The 19,678-nt window shown below is 37.3% G+C and carries 18 protein-coding genes; 6 read left to right on the top strand and 12 right to left on the bottom strand.

The window, feature by feature from the left end; all coding sequences use genetic code 11:
• Nucleotides 1-12: 12 nt before the first annotated feature.
• Entirely contained in the window at nt 13-990 is a 978-nt protein-coding gene (locus NG809_RS14740) for an FAD binding domain-containing protein (RefSeq protein WP_262151891.1), read from the bottom strand.
• Nucleotides 987-1,574 (bottom strand): (2Fe-2S)-binding protein, encoded by a 588-nt coding sequence (locus NG809_RS14735; RefSeq protein WP_262151890.1) that lies wholly within the window; start codon nt 1,572-1,574, stop codon nt 987-989. The genes NG809_RS14740 and NG809_RS14735 overlap by 4 nt, the downstream gene beginning before the upstream one ends.
• Nucleotides 1,575-2,007: 433 nt before the next feature.
• On the opposite strand from NG809_RS14735, the gene NG809_RS14730 reads away from it, so the two are divergent.
• Nucleotides 2,008-2,442: a DUF1801 domain-containing protein gene (locus tag NG809_RS14730; RefSeq protein ID WP_262151889.1), complete on the top strand. Its 435-nt coding sequence runs from the start codon at nt 2,008-2,010 to the stop codon at nt 2,440-2,442.
• Between the two features lie 44 nt (nt 2,443-2,486).
• Nucleotides 2,487-2,783, top strand: coding sequence for a DUF3817 domain-containing protein (locus NG809_RS14725; RefSeq protein ID WP_262151887.1), 297 nt, complete (start codon nt 2,487-2,489; stop codon nt 2,781-2,783).
• A gap of 139 nt (nt 2,784-2,922) precedes the next feature.
• Here the strand turns inward: NG809_RS14725 and NG809_RS14720 are convergent, their stop codons facing one another.
• Nucleotides 2,923-3,357, bottom strand: coding sequence for a nuclear transport factor 2 family protein (locus tag NG809_RS14720; RefSeq protein WP_262151885.1), 435 nt, complete (start codon nt 3,355-3,357; stop codon nt 2,923-2,925).
• A 125-nt stretch (nt 3,358-3,482) separates the two neighbouring features.
• On the opposite strand from NG809_RS14720, the gene NG809_RS14715 reads away from it, so the two are divergent.
• Nucleotides 3,483-3,878: a winged helix-turn-helix transcriptional regulator gene (locus tag NG809_RS14715; RefSeq protein ID WP_262151883.1), complete on the top strand. Its 396-nt coding sequence runs from the start codon at nt 3,483-3,485 to the stop codon at nt 3,876-3,878.
• 16 nt (nt 3,879-3,894) lie between these two features.
• Here NG809_RS14715 and NG809_RS14710 read toward each other — a convergent pair whose 3' ends face one another.
• The 3 genes from NG809_RS14710 to rhuM form a co-directional block, all read right to left on the bottom strand.
• Complete coding sequence (locus tag NG809_RS14710; protein ID WP_262151881.1) at nt 3,895-4,323, bottom strand: UPF0158 family protein; 429 nt, start codon at nt 4,321-4,323, stop codon at nt 3,895-3,897.
• 18 nt (nt 4,324-4,341) lie between these two features.
• The gene (locus NG809_RS14705) at nt 4,342-7,692 is read right to left on the bottom strand and encodes a DEAD/DEAH box helicase (RefSeq protein ID WP_262151880.1); all 3,351 of its coding nucleotides are present in this window, start codon (nt 7,690-7,692) and stop codon (nt 4,342-4,344) included.
• An 87-nt stretch (nt 7,693-7,779) separates the two neighbouring features.
• A complete protein-coding gene (gene rhuM / locus NG809_RS14700; protein WP_262151878.1) occupies nt 7,780-8,778 on the bottom strand; it encodes a virulence RhuM family protein in 999 nt (332 codons plus the stop codon).
• A gap of 505 nt (nt 8,779-9,283) precedes the next feature.
• Between rhuM and NG809_RS14695 the strand changes: the two genes are divergently transcribed.
• Nucleotides 9,284-11,434: an outer membrane beta-barrel protein gene (locus NG809_RS14695; protein WP_262151876.1), complete on the top strand. Its 2,151-nt coding sequence runs from the start codon at nt 9,284-9,286 to the stop codon at nt 11,432-11,434.
• Nucleotides 11,435-11,532: 98 nt separating this feature from the next.
• Here NG809_RS14695 and NG809_RS14690 read toward each other — a convergent pair whose 3' ends face one another.
• The 6 genes from NG809_RS14690 to NG809_RS14665 are packed head-to-tail and all read right to left on the bottom strand — an operon-like array spanning nt 11,533 to nt 18,793.
• Nucleotides 11,533-11,895 (bottom strand): response regulator, encoded by a 363-nt coding sequence (locus NG809_RS14690; protein ID WP_262151873.1) that lies wholly within the window; start codon nt 11,893-11,895, stop codon nt 11,533-11,535.
• Nucleotides 11,896-11,922: 27 nt separating this feature from the next.
• Complete coding sequence (locus tag NG809_RS14685) at nt 11,923-12,504, bottom strand: chemotaxis protein CheB (protein ID WP_262151871.1); 582 nt, start codon at nt 12,502-12,504, stop codon at nt 11,923-11,925.
• Nucleotide 12,505: 1 nt separating this feature from the next.
• Nucleotides 12,506-13,336, bottom strand: a complete 831-nt coding sequence (locus NG809_RS14680) for a CheR family methyltransferase (RefSeq protein WP_262151870.1) — start codon at nt 13,334-13,336, stop codon at nt 12,506-12,508.
• Nucleotides 13,336-13,701 (bottom strand): response regulator, encoded by a 366-nt coding sequence (locus NG809_RS14675; RefSeq protein WP_262151868.1) that lies wholly within the window; start codon nt 13,699-13,701, stop codon nt 13,336-13,338. Before NG809_RS14675 ends, NG809_RS14680 begins: the two co-directional genes overlap by 1 nt.
• A 7-nt stretch (nt 13,702-13,708) precedes the next feature.
• Nucleotides 13,709-17,320 (bottom strand): response regulator, encoded by a 3,612-nt coding sequence (locus NG809_RS14670; protein WP_262151866.1) that lies wholly within the window; start codon nt 17,318-17,320, stop codon nt 13,709-13,711.
• Between the two features lie 3 nt (nt 17,321-17,323).
• On the bottom strand, nt 17,324-18,793 hold the full coding sequence (locus NG809_RS14665; RefSeq protein WP_262151864.1) for a hybrid sensor histidine kinase/response regulator: 1,470 nt from the start codon (nt 18,791-18,793) through the stop codon (nt 17,324-17,326).
• Nucleotides 18,794-19,033: 240 nt separating this feature from the next.
• Here NG809_RS14665 and NG809_RS14660 point away from each other — a divergent pair, with 240 nt between their 5' ends.
• On the top strand, nt 19,034-19,288 hold the full coding sequence (locus NG809_RS14660) for a type II toxin-antitoxin system ParD family antitoxin (RefSeq protein WP_262151862.1): 255 nt from the start codon (nt 19,034-19,036) through the stop codon (nt 19,286-19,288).
• Nucleotides 19,275-19,574, top strand: a complete 300-nt coding sequence (locus NG809_RS14655; RefSeq protein ID WP_262151861.1) for a type II toxin-antitoxin system RelE/ParE family toxin — start codon at nt 19,275-19,277, stop codon at nt 19,572-19,574. The genes NG809_RS14660 and NG809_RS14655 overlap by 14 nt, the downstream gene beginning before the upstream one ends.
• Nucleotides 19,575-19,678 lie beyond the last annotated feature (104 nt).

The following is a 19,678-nucleotide window of genomic DNA, read 5'->3' as shown; positions in this document are numbered from 1 at the left end:
TCTGTTCTTTTTTTAAGGATTTAAACTGTTTTGAAGTGCTGTAATCATCGCTCCGCGGAGCATTTCCTTTTTAAAACCATTATTCGAAAGCGGTTTCAAATCTTTTATTGCTAAATCTGCTGCAGCTGAAAAATTTTCAGTTGTAGGCATTTTTCCTTTCAGGAAATTTTCAGATTCGTACCACCGCCACGGTTTATGAGCCACACCACCGGATGCCAAACGTGAATCTTTGATTTTTCCGTTTTCCAGATCTAATGCGGCTGCAACTGACACCAGTGCAAATGCGTAGGAAGACCGGTCTCTTATTTTCACGTAGGCATTGTTTTTTCCAAAATTATTTTTAGGAATTTCAATAGCTTCAATAATCGAATTCTGAGGAAGATTGGTGTCCAGATGGGGTGTATTTCCTGGTAGACGATGAAAGTTTTTAAACTCAATCTCTTCCTTTTTATTTTTAGAATTTCTTGTAATGACCGTCGCATCCAAAGCTGCGAGAGAAATACAGAAATCTGAGGGATGTACAGCCACGCAATCGTCACTGTAACCAATTACGGCATTCATTCTGTTTTCACCTTCTTTTGCGCTGCAGCCTGAGCCCGGTTTTCTTTTGTTGCAAGGCGTTGTGACATCATAAAAGTAGGGACATCTTGTTCGCTGCAACATATTTCCGGCACACGAAGCCATATTTCTGATTTGTGGTGAAGCTCCGGCTAAAATTGCCTTCGAAATCAGGGAATATTCTTTCAAAACATCAGCGTTTTTGGCTACTGACGAGTTTTTAGACATCGCTCCGATTCTGAGTTTCTTTTTATCCACCTCAACTGTTGTGGATAAAACTGAATTTACATCAATAATATAATCCGGCTGTTCAATGTTTTTCTTCATCAAATCGACCAGATTGGTTCCCCCTGCGATGAATTTTGCCTTGTCGTTCTTCTGCGAAATCGTTTTGGCAATATCATCTTTTCTGAAAAATTCAAATGGTCTCATCCTGCTACTTTTTGTATAGATTCTACAATTCCGTTATACGCGCCGCAACGGCAAAGATTTCCGCTCATAAATTCCTTTATTTCTTCTACTGAACCGGTATGACCTTCTTTCACACAGGCCACTGCCGACATAATCTGGCCCGGCGTGCAATATCCACACTGGAAACCGTCGCATTCGATGAAAGCCTTTTGCATCGGATGAAGATTTTCTCCGTTGGCAAGTCCTTCAATGGTTGTGATTTCTTTCTGCTGAGCGGTACAGGCCAACGTAAGGCAACTCAAAACCCTTTCGCCATCGATATGAACTGTGCATGCACCACACTGACCGTGATCACAGCCTTTTTTCGAGCCTGTAAGATCAAGATTTTCACGAAGCATATCCAAAACGGTCGTTCTTGTATCTAAATTCAGATCATAATTCTGACCGTTAACTTTCATTTTCAGCGGAAGAACTTTTTTGGGTTTTACAAAAAGATTCCGCACTTTTTCGCCTGCTGCTTTCACATGAACAGGGATTGCTGCCCAGAAAACGAGAAGCCCTGAAGTCATCAGGAACTTCCGGCGGCTGATTGAAGGTATTTTCATATGTAGATCTTTATTTTTTTTATTAGGTGATCCCGAACAATCGGGACAAGTTATGCAATCGCCCAATCTTCACTCCTGCTTGTTTGAAAAGTTTGTTAATGGCGATTTCAAAGTTTTAACAATTTAAATATGAAACAATTTGCTGTAAGGTACGGCTTTTAACGAAGGTTTTCGATACCACAGAATAATTTAGAATGATGAAAAATTAGAATTAAATATGATTTTTTTTTAATTAGAAACAGAGGTTTTTCTAAATTTTTAAGATCTCTTTTATTCCAAATTTTAAATGGAAAATTCATTTGATTGAAATATTAACTAAAATTTCACTTGTTCAGATAAAATTGATATTGATTTACTTAAACTTTTCAAACAAATCTTTCATTTATTGGATGTTCCATATTATTTTTGCATTCAGATTTAATGAAACTTCATTATGGCTTCAAAAAATAAAACGGCAAAAAACGAAATTGATGTTACCGAATTTATACAGTCATTTGTAGAAAGTGAGCAGAAAAAACAGGACAGTTTTCAGCTGATTGAGCTGATGAAAGAATGGTCTGGTTACGAGCCTAAAATGTGGGGACCAACGATGATTGGTTTTGGCAGTTATCATTATAAATATGAAAGCGGACACGAGGGAGATGCGATGATCATTGGTTTTTCTCCGAGAAAAGCACAATTTTCACTTTACGTTGCAGCACCGGAAGAGGAAGATAAAAAATTGCTTGAGGATTTGGGAAAATTTAAAATGGCAAAAGCCTGTATTTATTTTAAAAAACTTTCTGATCTAAATCTTGATGTTTTAGAAAAACTGAGCAAATCTACAATCAAATACATCAGTGAAAATAACGAATGCAGCTGCAGATAATTGAGTTTTAAATTAAATCTGAACCAAAATTTTATTAAATCAAAATGATCAACCTATACCGCAAAACCGCCATTATTGAGGGAATTTCTTACCTGATTTTGCTTTTTATTGCCATGCCCATCAAATATATTTTTGATATTCCTGAACCCGTAAAGTACTTCGGTTGGATTCATGGGGTTTTGTTTCTGTTTTACTTCGCCGTACTTATCATTGCTGCTTTTATGTACAAGTGGAGCATTAAGCGAATCGTCATTTACCTTGTAGGATCTGTTTTGCCTTTTGTGCCGTTTTATCTGGATAAAAATCTGAAGAAGGAATATGATGAATTGAAACTTCGTTAATCTGCTTTACAGTTAAAAAAAACCATAAGTTTCTTGATTTAAAATTACTTTATGTTATGGAAAATCAAATAGAATTCTCTGCCGAAACAAAGAATTCTACCAGATAAAAACTATTGGAGAATATTAAGTCCCACAATAATTAAATTGTTCGGGACTCAACTATTATAAAATGAGCGATTCTGTCTTTAATCAACCATTTTCCGTTTTGCAGAACATAATTGTCTTCGTACTTCACGCTGTAATCAGTTAAAACATCCTTTCCTTCCACATCTCTTATCATTTTGATCTGACTGTAAGAAACGCCGGTTGCTGTATCGCCATCGATATTTACGGTATGCTGTCCGTTTAAAGTAAAATATTTTTTCACCTCTGAGGCATGAGCGTTGAATTCTTTTTCCATCGTTTCCCTGCCTGAAGTGTTGCCCACCAGATTTCCGCCCATGAATACTTTATAGGTCAAATCCGGAGTGAATAAATCCATTACTTCTGAGATTTTCCACTCGTCACCCAGGTAGGCATAATCGTCAATAAGCTTTCTTAAATCTTCTTTTGTTTTTAGAATTTCTAGTGTCATAATTTTGTTGTTTTATCAATTTTAAAATTACTTTCAGTAATTATTTCGTGAACAAAATTATAGTATATTTGCTTACATTTTATTAGTTGTTACCTAAAGGTTAGCGACTAACAAAAACCAAATTTATGGCAAAATCTAAAGAAACAGAGACCGATAACAAGGCTTTTACAGAAGACTGTCACAAAGTTTTAATGGCCGTTTCTGATGCGTTGTACGCCATCGGCGGAAAATGGAAACTGATGATTATCATCGCTATGGCGAGAGGCAACAGACGTTTTACCGAAATCCAGCGTCAGGTGACAGGAATTTCGGCAAGAGTACTCTCAAGTGAACTGAAAGAACTTGAACTGAACGGTTTTATCATCAAAAAAGTGGAAAGTGGCTTTCCGGTAACCATCGAATATGAACTTCTACCCTACAGCCAGACGTTGGAAGAAGTTGTGGGTGCAATGACCAAATGGGGAATGCAGCACCGTGAAAAAATCAAAGCGGAAATGGGTTCTGAGAAAGCGGAAAAATAAAACTGTGAAACTTATATCAATGAATAATCTCTAAAGCAGTGAGCTGTTTTTTCACAAATTCTCTCTGTTTTAAAGCTCTGAAACTGTACCATTCCTGCAGATATTTTTCATAACGGTCTAATATATTTCTGAAGTTTTTAAAAGGTTTTGAATTTTCCAGAGCGTCAAGAAGTTTCGCCTGTAAAATCCTGTTTCCGGAGATATTTTCTGCAAAAGATTCCATTATTCTGAACGAGTGAGAAGCGTCCCATTTTTCGACTTCGATATAATTTTCAGAGTTTTTCTCTAATTCTTCCTGTTCGTTTTCCCAGAATTCATCGTCTGCAAAATCAATCATATCATCGTCAGGAAGCATCAACAGGCTTAAAGTGTCTTTATGAACATACACTTTCATGTCCATTTCCAATTCCTGTTCAATCTCAATTATTAATTCTTCAGTGCTCATATTATTTTTTTTAAAAATCTATAGTAATTCCAACAAATCCTGCTTCGATAATTTTTTGAAAACCGAGCTGTCTGTTGTTATTAAATCATTCGCAAGTTCTTTTTTCGACTGCTGCAATTTCATGATTTTTTCTTCGACCGTGTTGGGACAAATCAGTCTTACAGCAATGACGTTTTTCTTCTGTCCGATTCGGTAACAGCGGTCAATCGCCTGATTTTCAACGGCGGGATTCCACCACGGGTCGACGAGATAAACATAGTCGGCTTCGGTTAAATTTAAACCTGTTCCTCCGGCTTTCAGGCTTATCAAAAATACACGAACATTTTCATTTTCCTGAAATTCATTTACTTTTGCGGCTCTGTTTTTCGTCTGTCCGGTAAGATATTCAAACTGAATCTCTCTTTTTTGAAGCTCAACTTTAATTAAATCCAACATCGAAACAAACTGTGAAAATATCAAAATTTTGTGCTGTGAAGATTTGTTTTCAATCTGCTCCATCAGCGCTTCAATTTTTGCTGAGCCGCCGGCATACTGTTCCTCATCTTTTAACAGGATGGGCGAGTTGCAAATCTGCCTCAGCTTCGTTAAACCCGTCAGAACATGCATGCTGCTTTTAGGGAGATCCCGCTCGTCTTTTGCAGAAATATATTCGCGGATTTCTCTCTCATAGGCTTCGTAAACTCTTCTTTGCTCCTCACCCATTTCGCAGTAAATTACCATTTCGGTTTTATCGGGAAGCTCTTTTGCGACCTGCTTTTTTGTTCTTCTGAGGATAAAAGGCTGTATTTTCTGCTGTAATTCCTGAGACCGCTTGGTGTACTCAAATTTGTCTATCGGAATCGAATAAATATCTCTGAAATACTGCCTGCTCCCCAACAGATTCGGAACGGCAAACGAAAGCTGACCATAAATATCAAAAGTATTGTTTTCAATAGGAGTTCCCGTTAAAACAACTCTGTTCCTAGACTGCAGTAAGCGTGCAGCTCTGTATCTCTCAGAATTTGGATTTTTAATGGCCTGAGATTCGTCTAAAAAGATGTAATTAAAATGAAAATCTTTCAGAAAACGGATGTCTGAAAGCATTGTTCCGTAAGTGGTTAATACAATCTCGTGACCTTCAAAGTGAGTTGTATTTTTGATTCGACTGGCTCCGTAATGCGTCAGAATTTTAATGGAAGGTGCAAATTTCTGAACTTCTGCCTGCCAGTTGAAAAGCAATGACGTCGGCACCACGACCAGATTGGTATTTTGCGGATGTTTTTTATTCTGTGAAAGGATAAATGCGATGATTTGAACTGTTTTTCCCAATCCCATATCGTCTGCCAGACAAGCTCCGAAACTGAAAACATCAAGATAATTCAGCCAGTCGAGACCCTGTTTTTGGTAGTCCCGTAGTGTGGCATTTAATGCTGAAGGCACTTCTGTTTCGGGAATATTTTTATTTTCAGACAAAGCTCTGTCGTAAAAATCGACTTCTGCAGCAACTTCTTTACTGAGGACATCCATTTCAAAAAGATTTTTGATATCCAAAAAATTGCTTTTGGGAATTCTTACAAGTTCGTCATAAATTTCACCAGCATCGAAATAGCGGTTGAGTTTTTTAATCCATTCTTCAGGCAGAATCCCATTGGTTCCGTCGTCTAACTGTACAAATTTACTTTTGTTTTTGATGGATTTGTGCAGCTGTTTCAGCGATGCTTTCTGATTGCCGAATTTTGCAGTGATTTCTGTATTAAACCAGTTGATTCCGCTGAGGACAGCGATGGAAATCACAGCTTTATTGGCGTTGAGTCTGTTCTTTTTTAATTCATTAAAACCTAAAATAACAATCCCTTCATCTTTCCATTTTTCGAAGGCTTCCAAAAACCAGTCTGCATCCAAAAATTTATCTTTGTGAAGGTAGAAATACTCGTACTGTTCGATTTGTTCGGCAAATTCCGGATGCTGCAGCATGATGGCTGCGGTGAATTTTATTTCTTCTTTTTCATCCCTTTCTACCTTGAAAACATTGCCGTTTTGGTCGGTATCAAAAATCTGTTTTCTGGAAAAAACCGGAACTTCGACTTGTCCGTATCTCATTACCGGAGTTATCGAAACATAGTCTTTCTCATCTGATAAATAAATGATTTTCTCTGTTTTTTCATCAAAGGATTTTTCCTGCAATTGCCTTTTGGTAGCGGGTTTGATGTAAGCGCAATTGATTTTTATCTGCTTTTCCAGATTCGCGAGAATGTTCTGTTTAAATTCCTCAAATTTTGATGAGTGAATCAGTAAAATTTCACGGTTGGCTTTGAAAAATTCCAAAACACGAAGCATATCCAAACTGGTAATTAAATGCAGTGTTTTCTCGTGAAAAAGAAAATAATTAAACTGAACTTTGATATTTTTAAAAGGTTGCAAAACATCATTCAGCCAAATTCCGCCAGTGATTTCAAAGAAAGGTTCTTTTTTGAAAACAGAAAGTTCTATTTCGGCATTTAATAAATTTAAATCTACCGGAACAACGGATTTTGCCGAAACATTTTCCGAAATGTCTTTGTCGTGATAAAAAACGGGCAGATTAAGTGGGTTTTTCACTATCACTTTTAAAGCTTCGACATCCGCTTCATTTTTCTCTTCGCTGAGAATATTTTCAAATTTGGAAACGGCGGTGAAAAATTTTGTCTCGTTAATGGTTTCCGCTTTCCATATTAAATTTGAGGCTTCCAAAACCGTAAACGGATTTTTAATTTTTCCGGCCTGTGTGGTTTCTGCTTCGAAAAGTTCTATGACAAAACTATCGTAATATTTATGTTTTTTAAGAACCAAAAAAAGTTTTTTGGAACTGTTTCGGGTAATTATTTCAGGAAATTTCTCTGTACTTTTTGGTAAGAGTTTATTCTGGAGATCGTCAGCGTTTAACTTGATTAATTCCTTGATTTTTGGTTCTATTTTTAAAGAATAATGAACGTGTTCTAACTGAAAGTATTCGTCGAGGTTGCTTTCATTTTCAAGTCCATACTCTTTTGCAAAGTCCTGCAGTTTTTTCATCCTAAGTTTTTCATCAAAGAAAACGCGCAAATCTGGACGCTCAAGAACTGTGTAAAAAACCTGAGCCTGATGGTTGCATAATTTTGTTTTGGGCTGTTGGCAGGGACAGTCTAAAATAAGCGAATTTCCAATTAAGTTGACCGCAACACTTGGAAAATCAAGATTTGACACAGGTTTGAAAAATACTGCGGAGTTGATTTCAATAAAATAAGGCTGAATATATTTTAAATTTTCTTTCTCAATATCAATTTTTTCCGCACAATATTTCTGCAGATCAAAAACCGAAAAATCTGAGAGGCTGATGTTTTCGAAAATGTATTGATTTTTGAGATGCTGCATTAAATTAGGAACAAATGTATTTGCGAAATTTGAAATTGTACTGAATGACTATTTGGTAATTAATTGAGATGTTTAAAAAGAAAAATACTACTTCCTGATGTTTTTATTGCCTAACTTTTTACTTGTATTCTCAATTTGGTTAAGAAAATCTTCTTCTGCTTTGGTAATTAAATTTTTTGTCTGTTGTTTATACTTTTCATATTCATCTTTTGCTTTCTTCAGAGCCTGCTCATGACTTACGCTTCCTGAATTTTGCAGAATTTCGTTACCTGTCATTTTCAAAAAATCATCAAGACGGGAAACCCAATCTTTCATATACATCGGTCTTTGATTTAATGCCTGAAGTTCCGCAAGTTCGAGATAAGCTGTTACCGTTCTGTTGAGAATATTGATTTCGTTTTCTGTTAAGTAATTTTTAGCTATTTCAGTCTCCTGTTTTGTAGGTTTTACACCTTTAAAAATGGTTAATCCCAAATTAGGTTTACTGGCATCAATCCTGTTGAAAATAATCTCAGCAGCTGTGTGCCCATGTGCGGCCCAATGCATTTTATTCTGCACGGTTTGAAAAAACTGCACGGAAATTTCAAGCTTAGGGTCATAATCGATACTGGTTGAATAAATATCCAAAACTTTTCTCCAAAAAACCTTTTCCGACGAACGAATGTCCCGAATTCTAGCTAAAAGTTCATCGAAATAATTCCCACCGCCTGCCTGTTTCAACAGATCGTCATTCATTGTAAAACCTTTGATGATGTATTCTTTGAGCCGAGCTGTAGCCCATTGTCTGAATTTTGTTCCCTGATGACTTTTTACTCGGTAACCAACTGATATAATGACGTCTAAATTGTAAAAATTAGTTGGCTTGGTAGATAAATCGGAAATTCCGATTTTCCTCTTTGAATGTTTTTCATCCAGTTCCTCTTCCTTGTAAATATTAATAATATGTTCATTAATTGTAGAACGAGATTTTTGAAATAATTCTGCCATCTGCTCAATCGTTAACCAAACCGTTTCGCCCTCTAATCTTGTTTCGATTTTGGTTTTGCCGTCTTCTGTTTGGTATATGATAATATTGCTTTCTGACATTTTTTCTTTTAATGGAAATCAAATTTACAAAAAGAAAGATTTTCATTGATGATTTTGAATTGAAAATAATGAACGAAAAAACAATGTATTTTTTCAATTCATATTGAGGAAGTACCGAAGAAATTTTGAAATAAACCAGTTTTAATCATTCTATATTTTGATTTTCTGCTATTGCGTAAGGGATAGAAGCGGCATCCTTTTTTGTGATTGCGATTGCGAAAAAAGTTCAATCGATAAAATTACGTTGTTCGCAATGACAAAAAAGATACAGCGGATAGCCCGACCCGCTTGCATTGGTGAGGGGAACGCTGGCAGGGTTTCAGACCCTGCCAGCGTTGTGGGCTGGGAATGCAAAGGGATACGCCAAAATTATTCTGTTATTGAATAAAGTTTGTATTCTATTCACCGTGATTAATTCCGGAAATTAATTAACACTATTTAACATTCATGCGATGTAACAAATATTCCCTTTTCGGTGTCTTATGGTCAAGACTATAAACTACTAATGAAAAAAATATTAGCACCGATTGCTTTATTGATAGGAACTCTTGCATTTTCTCAGGAACAAATAGACAGTGCAGATGCCAAAGTAAGTGAAATAAAAGAAGTTACTTTTGTCGCTAAAAAACCGACTGTGGAATCTAAAGTGGACCGTACGGTTTTTAATGTTGCCAACAGCTCAATTCTCGCCGGAAATACGACGTGGGATGTTCTGAGAATGACCCCGCTGGTGAGTATTGACAACAACGACGCACTGAAAGCCGAAGGTGAATCTGTAACCGTTTACATCAACGACAGAAAATCTGTTTTTACCGGAAAGGAGCTTAAAGAATATCTGAAGACCATTCCCGCAGACAATCTGATGAAAATTGAAGTGATAACGAGCCCTTCTGCAAGGTATGATGCGACCGGTTCTGTAATCAACATCGTTCTGAAAAAGCGGGACGATGAAGGGCTGAAAGGAAGCGTAACCCTGAATAACAGACAGAATACGCAAAACTCACAGTACACCAATTTCAATCTGAATTATCACAGAAAAAGTTTCACGCAGACGTTGGTGGGAAGCTACAGCGACAATACTTGGGTGCAGGGAAGCTCTTTTGTGAATACAATCTATGAAAACAACAATGTAACCCAAGGGACTACTCAAAATATCTACCGCGGAAAAAATCCTTCTTTATCTTCGACTTCAGAATATGAAATCAACGATAAAAATACTGTAGGTGTCATTCTGGAATATTATCAGGGCAAAGGCGACAATACTTCAGAGCTTGAATCTACGCAGTCTGTAAACGGGAATTTTAATTTTCTGAGAAATCAGAGCCAGAGTTCTAACAGCATGAATCGGACTTTGGGGAGCAACGTATTCTACAAATATTATGATAAAGAGAAAAACAGAATTCTCGACATCAATCTCGGAAGCAACTACAACGGGCAATCTGAAGAAAGTTATTTTCTGAGAAATACAGCGTTTACAAACAATACTGTAATTGATGAAATCGGCGGAATTTCTGATATTGAAAACCGAAATTATTACCTTAAAATAGATTACACGCAACCCCTCGGAAAGGAAGGCGGGAATTTTGAAATCGGAGGTAAGATGGATTTTAACAACAACGTAATTCCCAACACACTTTACGGAAGTCTGCCCGACGGTTTAAGCACAAGGGATGTATTTCATTATGAAGACAATATCAACTCTCTGTACGCGAATTATTCTAAAACATTTTTTAAGAAACTGGAGACGAGAATTGGTGTGAGATATGAATACATCGATTTTAAGCTCCGTCAGGATGTTGCGGGAACTTCGAGAAGAGATTCTTACGGAACTTTTCTGCCGAATTTTTTGGTTAAATACTCATTTTCAGACAAATACGACATAAGCTTAACCTACAACAGAAATCTGTGGAGACCCTGGTATGCGGAATTCAACCCTTTTCTGCAGCCTGCAACCGACGGTTTTTTCACAAGAGGAAACATCAATCTCCTGCCGAACCCGAGCGACAGACTTTATATGAAGTTTGGATTTCTGAAAAAATACTTTCTTTCTGCCCGATACTCTTTTATCAAGCAGGATTACTGGCAGGCTTACGTAACAGAAGGCGATAGAATAATCTCTGAACCTACCAATTTCTTAGGGAAAGTTCACAAGTATAACCTTTACGCCAATACCAATCAGACTTTTTTGAAAAATAAACTTACCGTAAACCTTGGTTTTGGATGGAACTATGTTGACAACAGCGATTTTAATGCAAGAAATGACCTGAAAGCAGCAAATTATCTGAGTTTCTGGTCTGGTTCGACCAACCTTACTTACACCAATTTATGGAATAAAAATATCAACCTCAGCGCTTGGGTAGAAGTTTCGAACCAAAACAGCGGTAATTCTGTTGCGAATGTGACGAATGTTTTTCACAATATTTCAGCCACAAAAATCTTCCCGAAAACGCAGATGGAAGTCAGTTTACAGCTGATGAATATTTTTGCAAGACCGAATTTTGACTCTACGACCTTCAGCCAAATCGGGAGCAACAGAAATACTACCAAATCAGACTGGCACGGCGTATCACTTACATTTGTGAAACGTTTCGGAAATCAGAAAGTAAAGGAAAACACCAAAACCGATGTTGAGAAAAACAGCGGCGGCGGAAAATAAGAATTTCTGGTTTGACTGAAATGCAAATAACCGACAAAACAAAAATCCTTTTAAACTTATTTTGAAAGGATTTTTGCAATGTCTTTACACATTATAATTTACTGAAGATATTTTGCCACTTTCTCCTCGATATCATCAAGGTTGAAAGGTTTGGCTACAAAATCATCTGCACCGGCTTCTTTGGCAAGCTTGGCAATATCGTTATTGGCCGTTACGTAGATTACCGGTATTGATCTGAAATCAGCATGATTTTTTAATTTTTTTGTAGCTTCCACACCACCGATATTGGGTATCCAGTTGTCCATCAAAATAAGATCGGGACGAAAACTCTCTACCCTTTCGAGGATGTCGTGCGAAGTTTCGGAAATCTCGACATCGTAACCGTTTTCCTCAAAAATAATGGTGACTACCTCCAGAATTGTGGTGTCATCATCAAAAATTAAGATCTTCTTTTTGTTCATTTACTCTAAAAACTTACTAATTAATATTTATCTTTTCAAATTTCTCAATAATTCTGCCAGCTCATTTGGGTTGAAAACAAGGTCATAATCTACCTGTTCCAATGCCATCCTGGGCATATAATCCACTTCGGCGGTCTCAGGGTTCTGAATCCAGATTTTCCCACCGTTTGTTTTTACATATTTTAAACCTTCCGTACCATCAGAATTGGCTCCTGAAAGAAGCACAGTTACAAGATTTAAACCAAAAATTTCCGCCGCAGATCTGAAGGTAACATCAATTGACGGGCGCGAATAATTCATCTTTTCTGAACTGTCTAAAGATACGGTTTTTGTATCTTCAAAAAGCAGGTGATAATCTGCCGGCGCAATATAAATTCTGTTGGGCAGAAGATCTGTTTTATCTTCAATTTCTATAACTTCAATCTCTGTAAACTGCTGCAGCAAAACCGGAAGCACACTCGTAGAATATGGTTTCCTGTGAACCACGATTACTACAGGGAAATTTAAACTGAAGTGTATATTTTTAAGCATTTCCATAATTACATGAAGGCTTCCGGCAGATCCGCCGATAAGTACCAACCCGTAATCACTGTGTATGCTCTGTTCCATTTTACTGATGTTCTGTTTTCTTCCAGATTTTCTGTTCGCTCACGGTTTCGTAAGATTTTTTAAGATTTGAAAACCTCAATGTTTCTTTTGAACCTAAAGCAAGATAGCCCAAATTCTCTAAACTGTCATCAAAAAGTTTAAAAACTCTTTCCTGAAGATCTTTTTCAAAATAAATCAGCACATTTCTGCAGATAATCAACTGGAAACTGTTGAATGAACTGTCTGAAACCAGATTATGTGTCGACAAAATGAGTTTTTTCTGAAGGCTTTTGTCAAACTGTACACTGTCGTAGTTGGCTGTGTAATATTCAGAAAAATCCTTTTTTCCTCCGGAAAGTATGTAATTTTCTGAGTACTGCTTCATCTGCTGTATCGGAAAAACGCCTGACCTTGCCTGCTCCAGAACGGAAGGATTTAAATCTGTGCCGTAAATTAAACATTTATCATACAAGCCTGCTTCTTTAAGCAAAATCGCCATTGAATAAGCCTCCTCACCTGTTGAACAACCCGCCACCCAGATTCTGATGAGTGGAAAAGTTCCTAAATGCGGTAAAATCTGCTCTCGGATTTCTTTAAAAAACAAAGGATCACGAAACATTTCTGTGACGTTCACTGTGATTTCTTCCACAAAACGTTTCAGATAATCGGGTTCGGTGATGATGGTGTAGCGAAGTTCTGCAAAGCTGGTAAACTTATCAATAAGACACAGTCTGTTGACCCTTCTCTTGAAAGATGCACGGCTGTATCTTGAAAAATCGTAGCCGTAAAGATCGTAAACATCCCTGATGAGATATTCTACTTCTTCGTCTTTTACAATACTCGGCTCCAGCATCAGGCTATATTTTGAATTGCTTTTAATAGAAGTTCCACGTTAATCGGTTTTGTGATATAGTCTTTTGCACCTGCATCCAGACATTTTTCACGGTCTCCCGTCATCGCCTGAGCGGTTACGGCAATGACAGGAATTTTTGCTATATCCGGATTTTGAGAAATGATATCCATCGCCTGATAACCGTCTATTTCCGGCATCATCATATCCATCAGCACAACTTTGATATCTGTATTCTGAATCATCATCCGGATAGCTTCATCGGCCATTGAGGCAGAAATTACCTCAAACCCTTCTGATTTTAAAGTTAATTTTAAAGCGAAAATATTTCGCGGATCGTCGTCTACAATTAAGATTTTCTTCTTCATCCTAAAATTAATTTTCGTAAAGCCAAACCCTCAGAAGAGACAATAACTGATCAAGATCCACAGGTTTTGAAATATAGTCTGAAGCACCTGCATCAATACATTTCTGACGGTCACCTGCCATAGATTTTGCCGTCACCGCAATTATCGGCAACCTTGAATATTTATGATCTTTTCTGATTTGCCTGATGGTTTCGTAACCGTCCATTTCAGGCATCATCATATCCATCAAAACCACGTCTATATCGGCATTTACTGCCATCTGTTCCAATGCCTGTTTACCGTCCATTGCAACAACAACCTCCACCTGATATTTTTCCAAAGCTTTGCTTAACGAAAAGATATTTCGGGCGTCGTCATCGGTAATCAGTATTTTTTTTCCGTTTAAAACTTCTGAAAGTGACCCTAAATTTTTACCTGAAGAATAATTTTCCTGAGTATTTTTTTCTTTTACCAAATGCAGGAAAAGCCCTACTTCATCCAAAATTCTCTGATAAGAATGAGCAGTTTTCACCACGATTGAATCTGCATACTCTCTGATTTTCAGTTCTTCACCGGCAGACATGCTTCTTTCGGTAAAAATAATGATCGGAAGATCTTCAAGACCTTCGTAGCTTTTAATTTCTTCGATAATCTGATACTCATTGCCTTTGGAAGCTCCCACATCTAAAATTACACAGTCTGCGTCATTTTGAGTTAAAGCCTTCACACTGTCTTCCACATTATTTTCTACTGAAAGTGAAATGTTAAAATTGCTCAGGAAATAAGACAACGCCGAAGCATGTTTTGCATTTTCCTCAACAATTAAAACTTTTGGGGATTTCTTTAAGGCATCTTCCAGTTTTCTGAAAACTTCAGACATCTGATCCAAAGCGACTGGTTTTGAAATAAAATCAATGGCACCTTTCATCAGACTTTCTTTCTTCACCTGCAAAACAGACATCATGTGCACCGGAATATTTTTTACCGCGGGATCAGATTTCAATGCTTCCATCGCCTGCCAGCCGTCCATCACAGGCAGCTGAACGTCCAGAAGAATAGCGACAGGTCTGTATTTTTTAGCAGCCTCCAAAGCATGGTCGCCACGCACAACCGCCACAGCTTTATAGCCGTTTCTTCTTGAATATTTTAATAATGCCTTAGCAAAATTGGTATCATCTTCAACGATCAGAATTACCTTATCGTCTTCATTAATATTGTTCCGGTCATCATCTATCTCGTCAGGAATAATGTGTACCGGCTGGGTGAAAACTTTTGCTGCATCAGAGGAACCTTCAGCCAGATTGATAATCTCTTCAACATCGGTGTGAATCACATCCAAAAGCTCCTTTTCTACGGTCTGATGAACATTTTTTCCTGATTTTTTCACAGGAATGATTAAACTGAACTCACTTCCTGAATCCGGTTCACTTTCAAGAACCAGTTCTCCGCCTAAAAGTTTTGCAATTTCACGGCTGATGGAAAGACCAAGTCCTGTGCCTCCAAATTTTCTTCGGGTAGAGCCGTCGGCCTGCTGGAAGGCTTCAAAAATAACCGCCTGCTTATCTTTAGGAATTCCAATTCCTGAATCTTTAACTTTAAAGATAATAAAATCTTTCCTTTGCTGATGCGGAAGTATATCTAAATCTATCTGTCCTTCAGAAGTGAATTTTAATGCGTTGGAAAGAAGATTTCTCAACACCTGATCGAGCCTCATCCGGTCTGTTTCGATCTGACTGGAGGCTTCACCGGAAATATTAATATTAAATTCCAGACCTTTCTCACGAATGAGCGGCTGGAACATCTTTTTCATGTCCTGAGCTACTTCGTTCAAGTTGACAGACACATATTCAAGACTCATTTTTCCGGATTCTATTTTGGCCAAATCAAGAATTTCGTCAATCAGTTCCAAAAGGCTCGTTCCCGAACTCTGAATCACTTTCGCCGATTCTATCTGGTCTTCACTGAGATTTTCTTCAGAATTTTCAGCCATTAACCTCGACAGAAGTAGGATGGAATTTAACGGAGTTCTCAATTCGTGGGACATGTTTGCCAAGAATTCAGATTTGTATTTTGTGCTTAAAGCCAATTCTTCAGCTTTTTTCTGAATTTCAATATTTCTTTCGGCAATCAGATGATTTTTCTCTTCAAGACTTCTTGACCGCTCCTCCAGCTCGGCATTGATCTGCATTAATTCTTCCTGCTGAACCTTTAATTCTTCTTCCGAAGCCTGAAGTTTTTGTGTTTGGGCTTCCAGTTCAGTGTTCAGAGACTCAAGTTCAGAATGTTGTACCTGTAATTCTTCTGCCTGCGTCTGAGTTTCCTCCAAAAGACGCTGTTCTTTTTCGCGGCCTCTTGCTGCGTTGATGGCTACAGCGATATTTCCTGCACTTTCGGTAAAATACTGAAGAGTATTTTCATTAAAATTTTCTGATGACGAAAGCTCAATCACACCATAAATCTGCCTTCCCGACATGATCGGCAGCAAAACAATGCTTTTGATTTTCAAATCAGTTCCGGCAAAAGTAGCCGTAAAATTTTCTTCATTTAAATCATTGAAAACCTTAACCTTTTTATTCAGAAAAGCCTGACCAATCATGCCTTCTCCAGATTCGAATACCGGTTTCATCGATTTCTCAAGACCTAAAGCGTGAGAAAGTTTTAAAACTCCGTCCTCTAACAAATAAATCGCACCGTTGATGCAGTTTCCGTATCCTATTAACTGTTTCAAAGACTCCTGAGAAACATCCCTCAGGGTTTTGTTTCCAACTAAAGATTCGTTCAGTGCAGCAAGGCCTTTTTGTCGCCAGTCGCTGGCATTGATGACATCGAACGAATTTTTAAGAGAATCTGTCATGTTGTTGAGAGATTCTACAAGGTCACCCAAATCGTCCTGAGAATTATCTGACGACTTTTGGCTGTAATCTCCCTGTGCCACCCTGTTGGCAATTTCCTTAATGGCGTTGACTCTTCGGGAGATCTCATGATCTTTGGATTTCAGCTGACGCTCAAGTTTTTCTCTTCTTAAAAGATCATTTTTCAGTTTAAAGTAAAAGAAAATAGTTACCACAACCGCAGCGAAAGTAGAGAAAAGAATAAAAATAATCGTTGTAGTAGTAGATGTATTGAGGTTTCTGTCTTTTCTGGCCAGAACTCCTTCTTCGTACTGTACAAATTCCCTGACGATTTTACGGCAGTTGTCCATATCTACTTTTCCCGAGAGCATTTCTGCTTCAGACATCATGATACCCGTTTTTCGACGGTCTACATAATATTTTAATTTGCTTATTCTGTTGTTGACATTGTCTTCCAGCGCAGCAATTCTTTTTAACTGACTGGTATCTGTAACCTCCTGCTCATTGGCATTTTCCATTGCCTTGGGAAGAGCTGCAATGCTCGCATTATAGGGCTCAAGAAAATTTGATTTTCCTGTGAGCTGATAACCTCTGTTACCGGTTTCAGCATCTAAAAGTGCGATCATCACGTCTTTCATTGCGGTGATGGCACGTTTGCTTTTTGAAAGTTCTTCTCTGTTGTTGATCTGACGCTGATAGCTGAAAAATGATGCTACAGAGCTCAAAATCAATACTAAAAGTGAAAAACCAACGCCGTATTGTAAATTTCTCAGGAATTTTTTAGCCATAAATTAATTTAAAGGAAGTGTGAAATAAAAAGTGGAACCTTCATTTACAATGCTCGAAAGACCAATGTTTCCGTGATGCTGTTTGATAATCTCTGCACAGATGTAGAGCCCGATTCCCATGCCCTGAAACTGCACCGAAGATTCTTCAACCCTGTAAAATTTCTTGAAGACCGCATCCTGCTTAAATTCAGGAATACCAATCCCAAAATCTGTAACGCTTACTTTCACTTCATCATCATCCGCAAAAGTACTGATGATAATCTGGTTGTTTTTCGGAGAATATTTTATAGCATTGGTTAAAAAATTAATAATCACCTGCTCTACTCTCACCGCATCAAAAAGAAAAGGCTGACTCGGTCTTTTCCCGTGCCAGTCAATTTTTAAATCAAGATGATCATGCGTCTGAATAATAGTGTCTATCGCATTCTGAATTACGTTTTCAAGATTGGCAGACTGACGGTTGATTTTCAGTTTCCCGTTGTCAATTTTAGATACATCCAGAAGATCGGTAATCAGATTATTGAGTTTATCAATCTGATCCTGAGTCCTATTGAGATAGCCTGATTCAGCACAGTCCGGTGCAAGTTTCAGTTTCCTTACCAACAGCTGAATATAGGCTTTAATGCTTGTAAGCGGCGTTTTAAGCTCATGACTTGCGATACTTAAAAACTCATCTTTTTCTTTTTCTACTTTTTTCTGATCTTCAATATCCGTAAAGGTTCCGACCCAGTTTTTTACCACTTCACCTTCCAAAACCGGAGACATTTTCAGCAAATGATATCTAAACTCACCGGATTGCAGATTTTTTATTCTCGCTTCAAGCTCGAAAGCTTTTTTCTTTTTCCGGAAACGCTCGGATTCTTCAGGGATATCCACATCATCAACGTGGGTTTCCGGAAATTCTGTCTCTTTATCTGAATACTCATACCATTTTCTATTGACGAAATCTACGTCTCCGTTTTGGTTTAAAGTAAAAGCAATCTGTGGCAGCGCTTCAAGCATCAGATGAAAGTGGTCGATTCGGGATTTCATGCTTACCTGCATTTCCCGGCGGCCTTTAATTTCAAGTTCAAGGCTCTGCTGATTTTTTTTGAGCGCCATACTCTGCTCTTGAATATTATTAAAGGTTTTCACCTTGAGCATTAAAATTTCAGGATCAACAGGCTTGGTAACGTAATCGATTCCACCGGAGGCATAGCCTTTTGCAATGAATCTTTTATCGGTATTGACCGCAGAGAGAAAAATAATAGGAATTTCCTTTGTTTTGCTGTATCCTGAAAGAGTTTCGGCTACTTCAAAACCGTCCATATCAGGCATCTGAACATCAAGGATGATAAGCGAGTATGTTTTTTTTAAAGCTTTGGTAAGAGCTTCCTCTCCCGAAGATGCCGTATCTACAGGGAAGTCCTGTGACTGCAACAGTTTTTTAAGAGAGAAAAGATTATTCTCATTATCATCTACGATTAAGATCATAAGTATTAATTCTGATTGGAATGTGTGGCTTGCTCATCAAAAATAATGCTAAAAACCGAAATATCACAAGCTATTTTTATGCTATCTTATTCTTGTGGTACGATATCTTCAGTTTTAAATTATATTTTATATTTTTTTAAAGAATTATTTTAACGTATCTACCTTTAAATGAGGTCAAAACTTTTATGTTGATTTGTAATTTTACCAATTTTTGGTAACTTTGAGAATAATTTAAAAAATATGAAAAATACATCAGTATCACTTGGGAATTATTTTGATCATTTTGTAAACAGTCAGATTTCATCAGGTCGCTATAAAAATGTCAGTGAAGTTATTCGCGCCGGACTTCGATTGCTGGAAGACGAAGAAAGCAAAGCTATAGCATTGAAAAAGGCAATAGAGAAAGGCATAGACAGCGGAATTGCTTCTGATTTCGATCCGGAAAAACATCTTAAAGATTTAAAATCTAAAAAACTGAATCATGGCAAAGTATAATTTGACCAATGAAGCAGTAGATGATTTAACTGATATCTGGAATTACACTTATGAAAAATGGTCTGAAAAACAAGCCGATTTGTATTATAAAATGTTGCTTGAAAGTTTTCAGCAAATTGCTGATCATCCTGAGATCGGAAGAAATTATTCAGAAATCAGAAACGATCTTTATGGATTGAAAACTATGCGACATATCATCTTTTACAGAAAACTAAACGACAATTCAATAGAGATAACAAGGATTCTGCATGAACAGATGGACTTAAAAAACAGACTGAACAAATAATTTTCTCACTTTATAAAGTCAAAAAAAATTTCACTGTTTATAATATCATTTTAACTTTCATTGACAAAAATTTATAATTTAAAAGTCTCAAAATCTAATCGATA

It is taken from the genome of Chryseobacterium foetidum, from assembly GCF_025457425.1.
GTDB lineage: Bacteria > Bacteroidota > Bacteroidia > Flavobacteriales > Weeksellaceae > Chryseobacterium > Chryseobacterium foetidum.
Note: the sequence above shows the minus strand (reverse complement) of the source record. Positions and strands in the feature narration are given on the sequence as shown.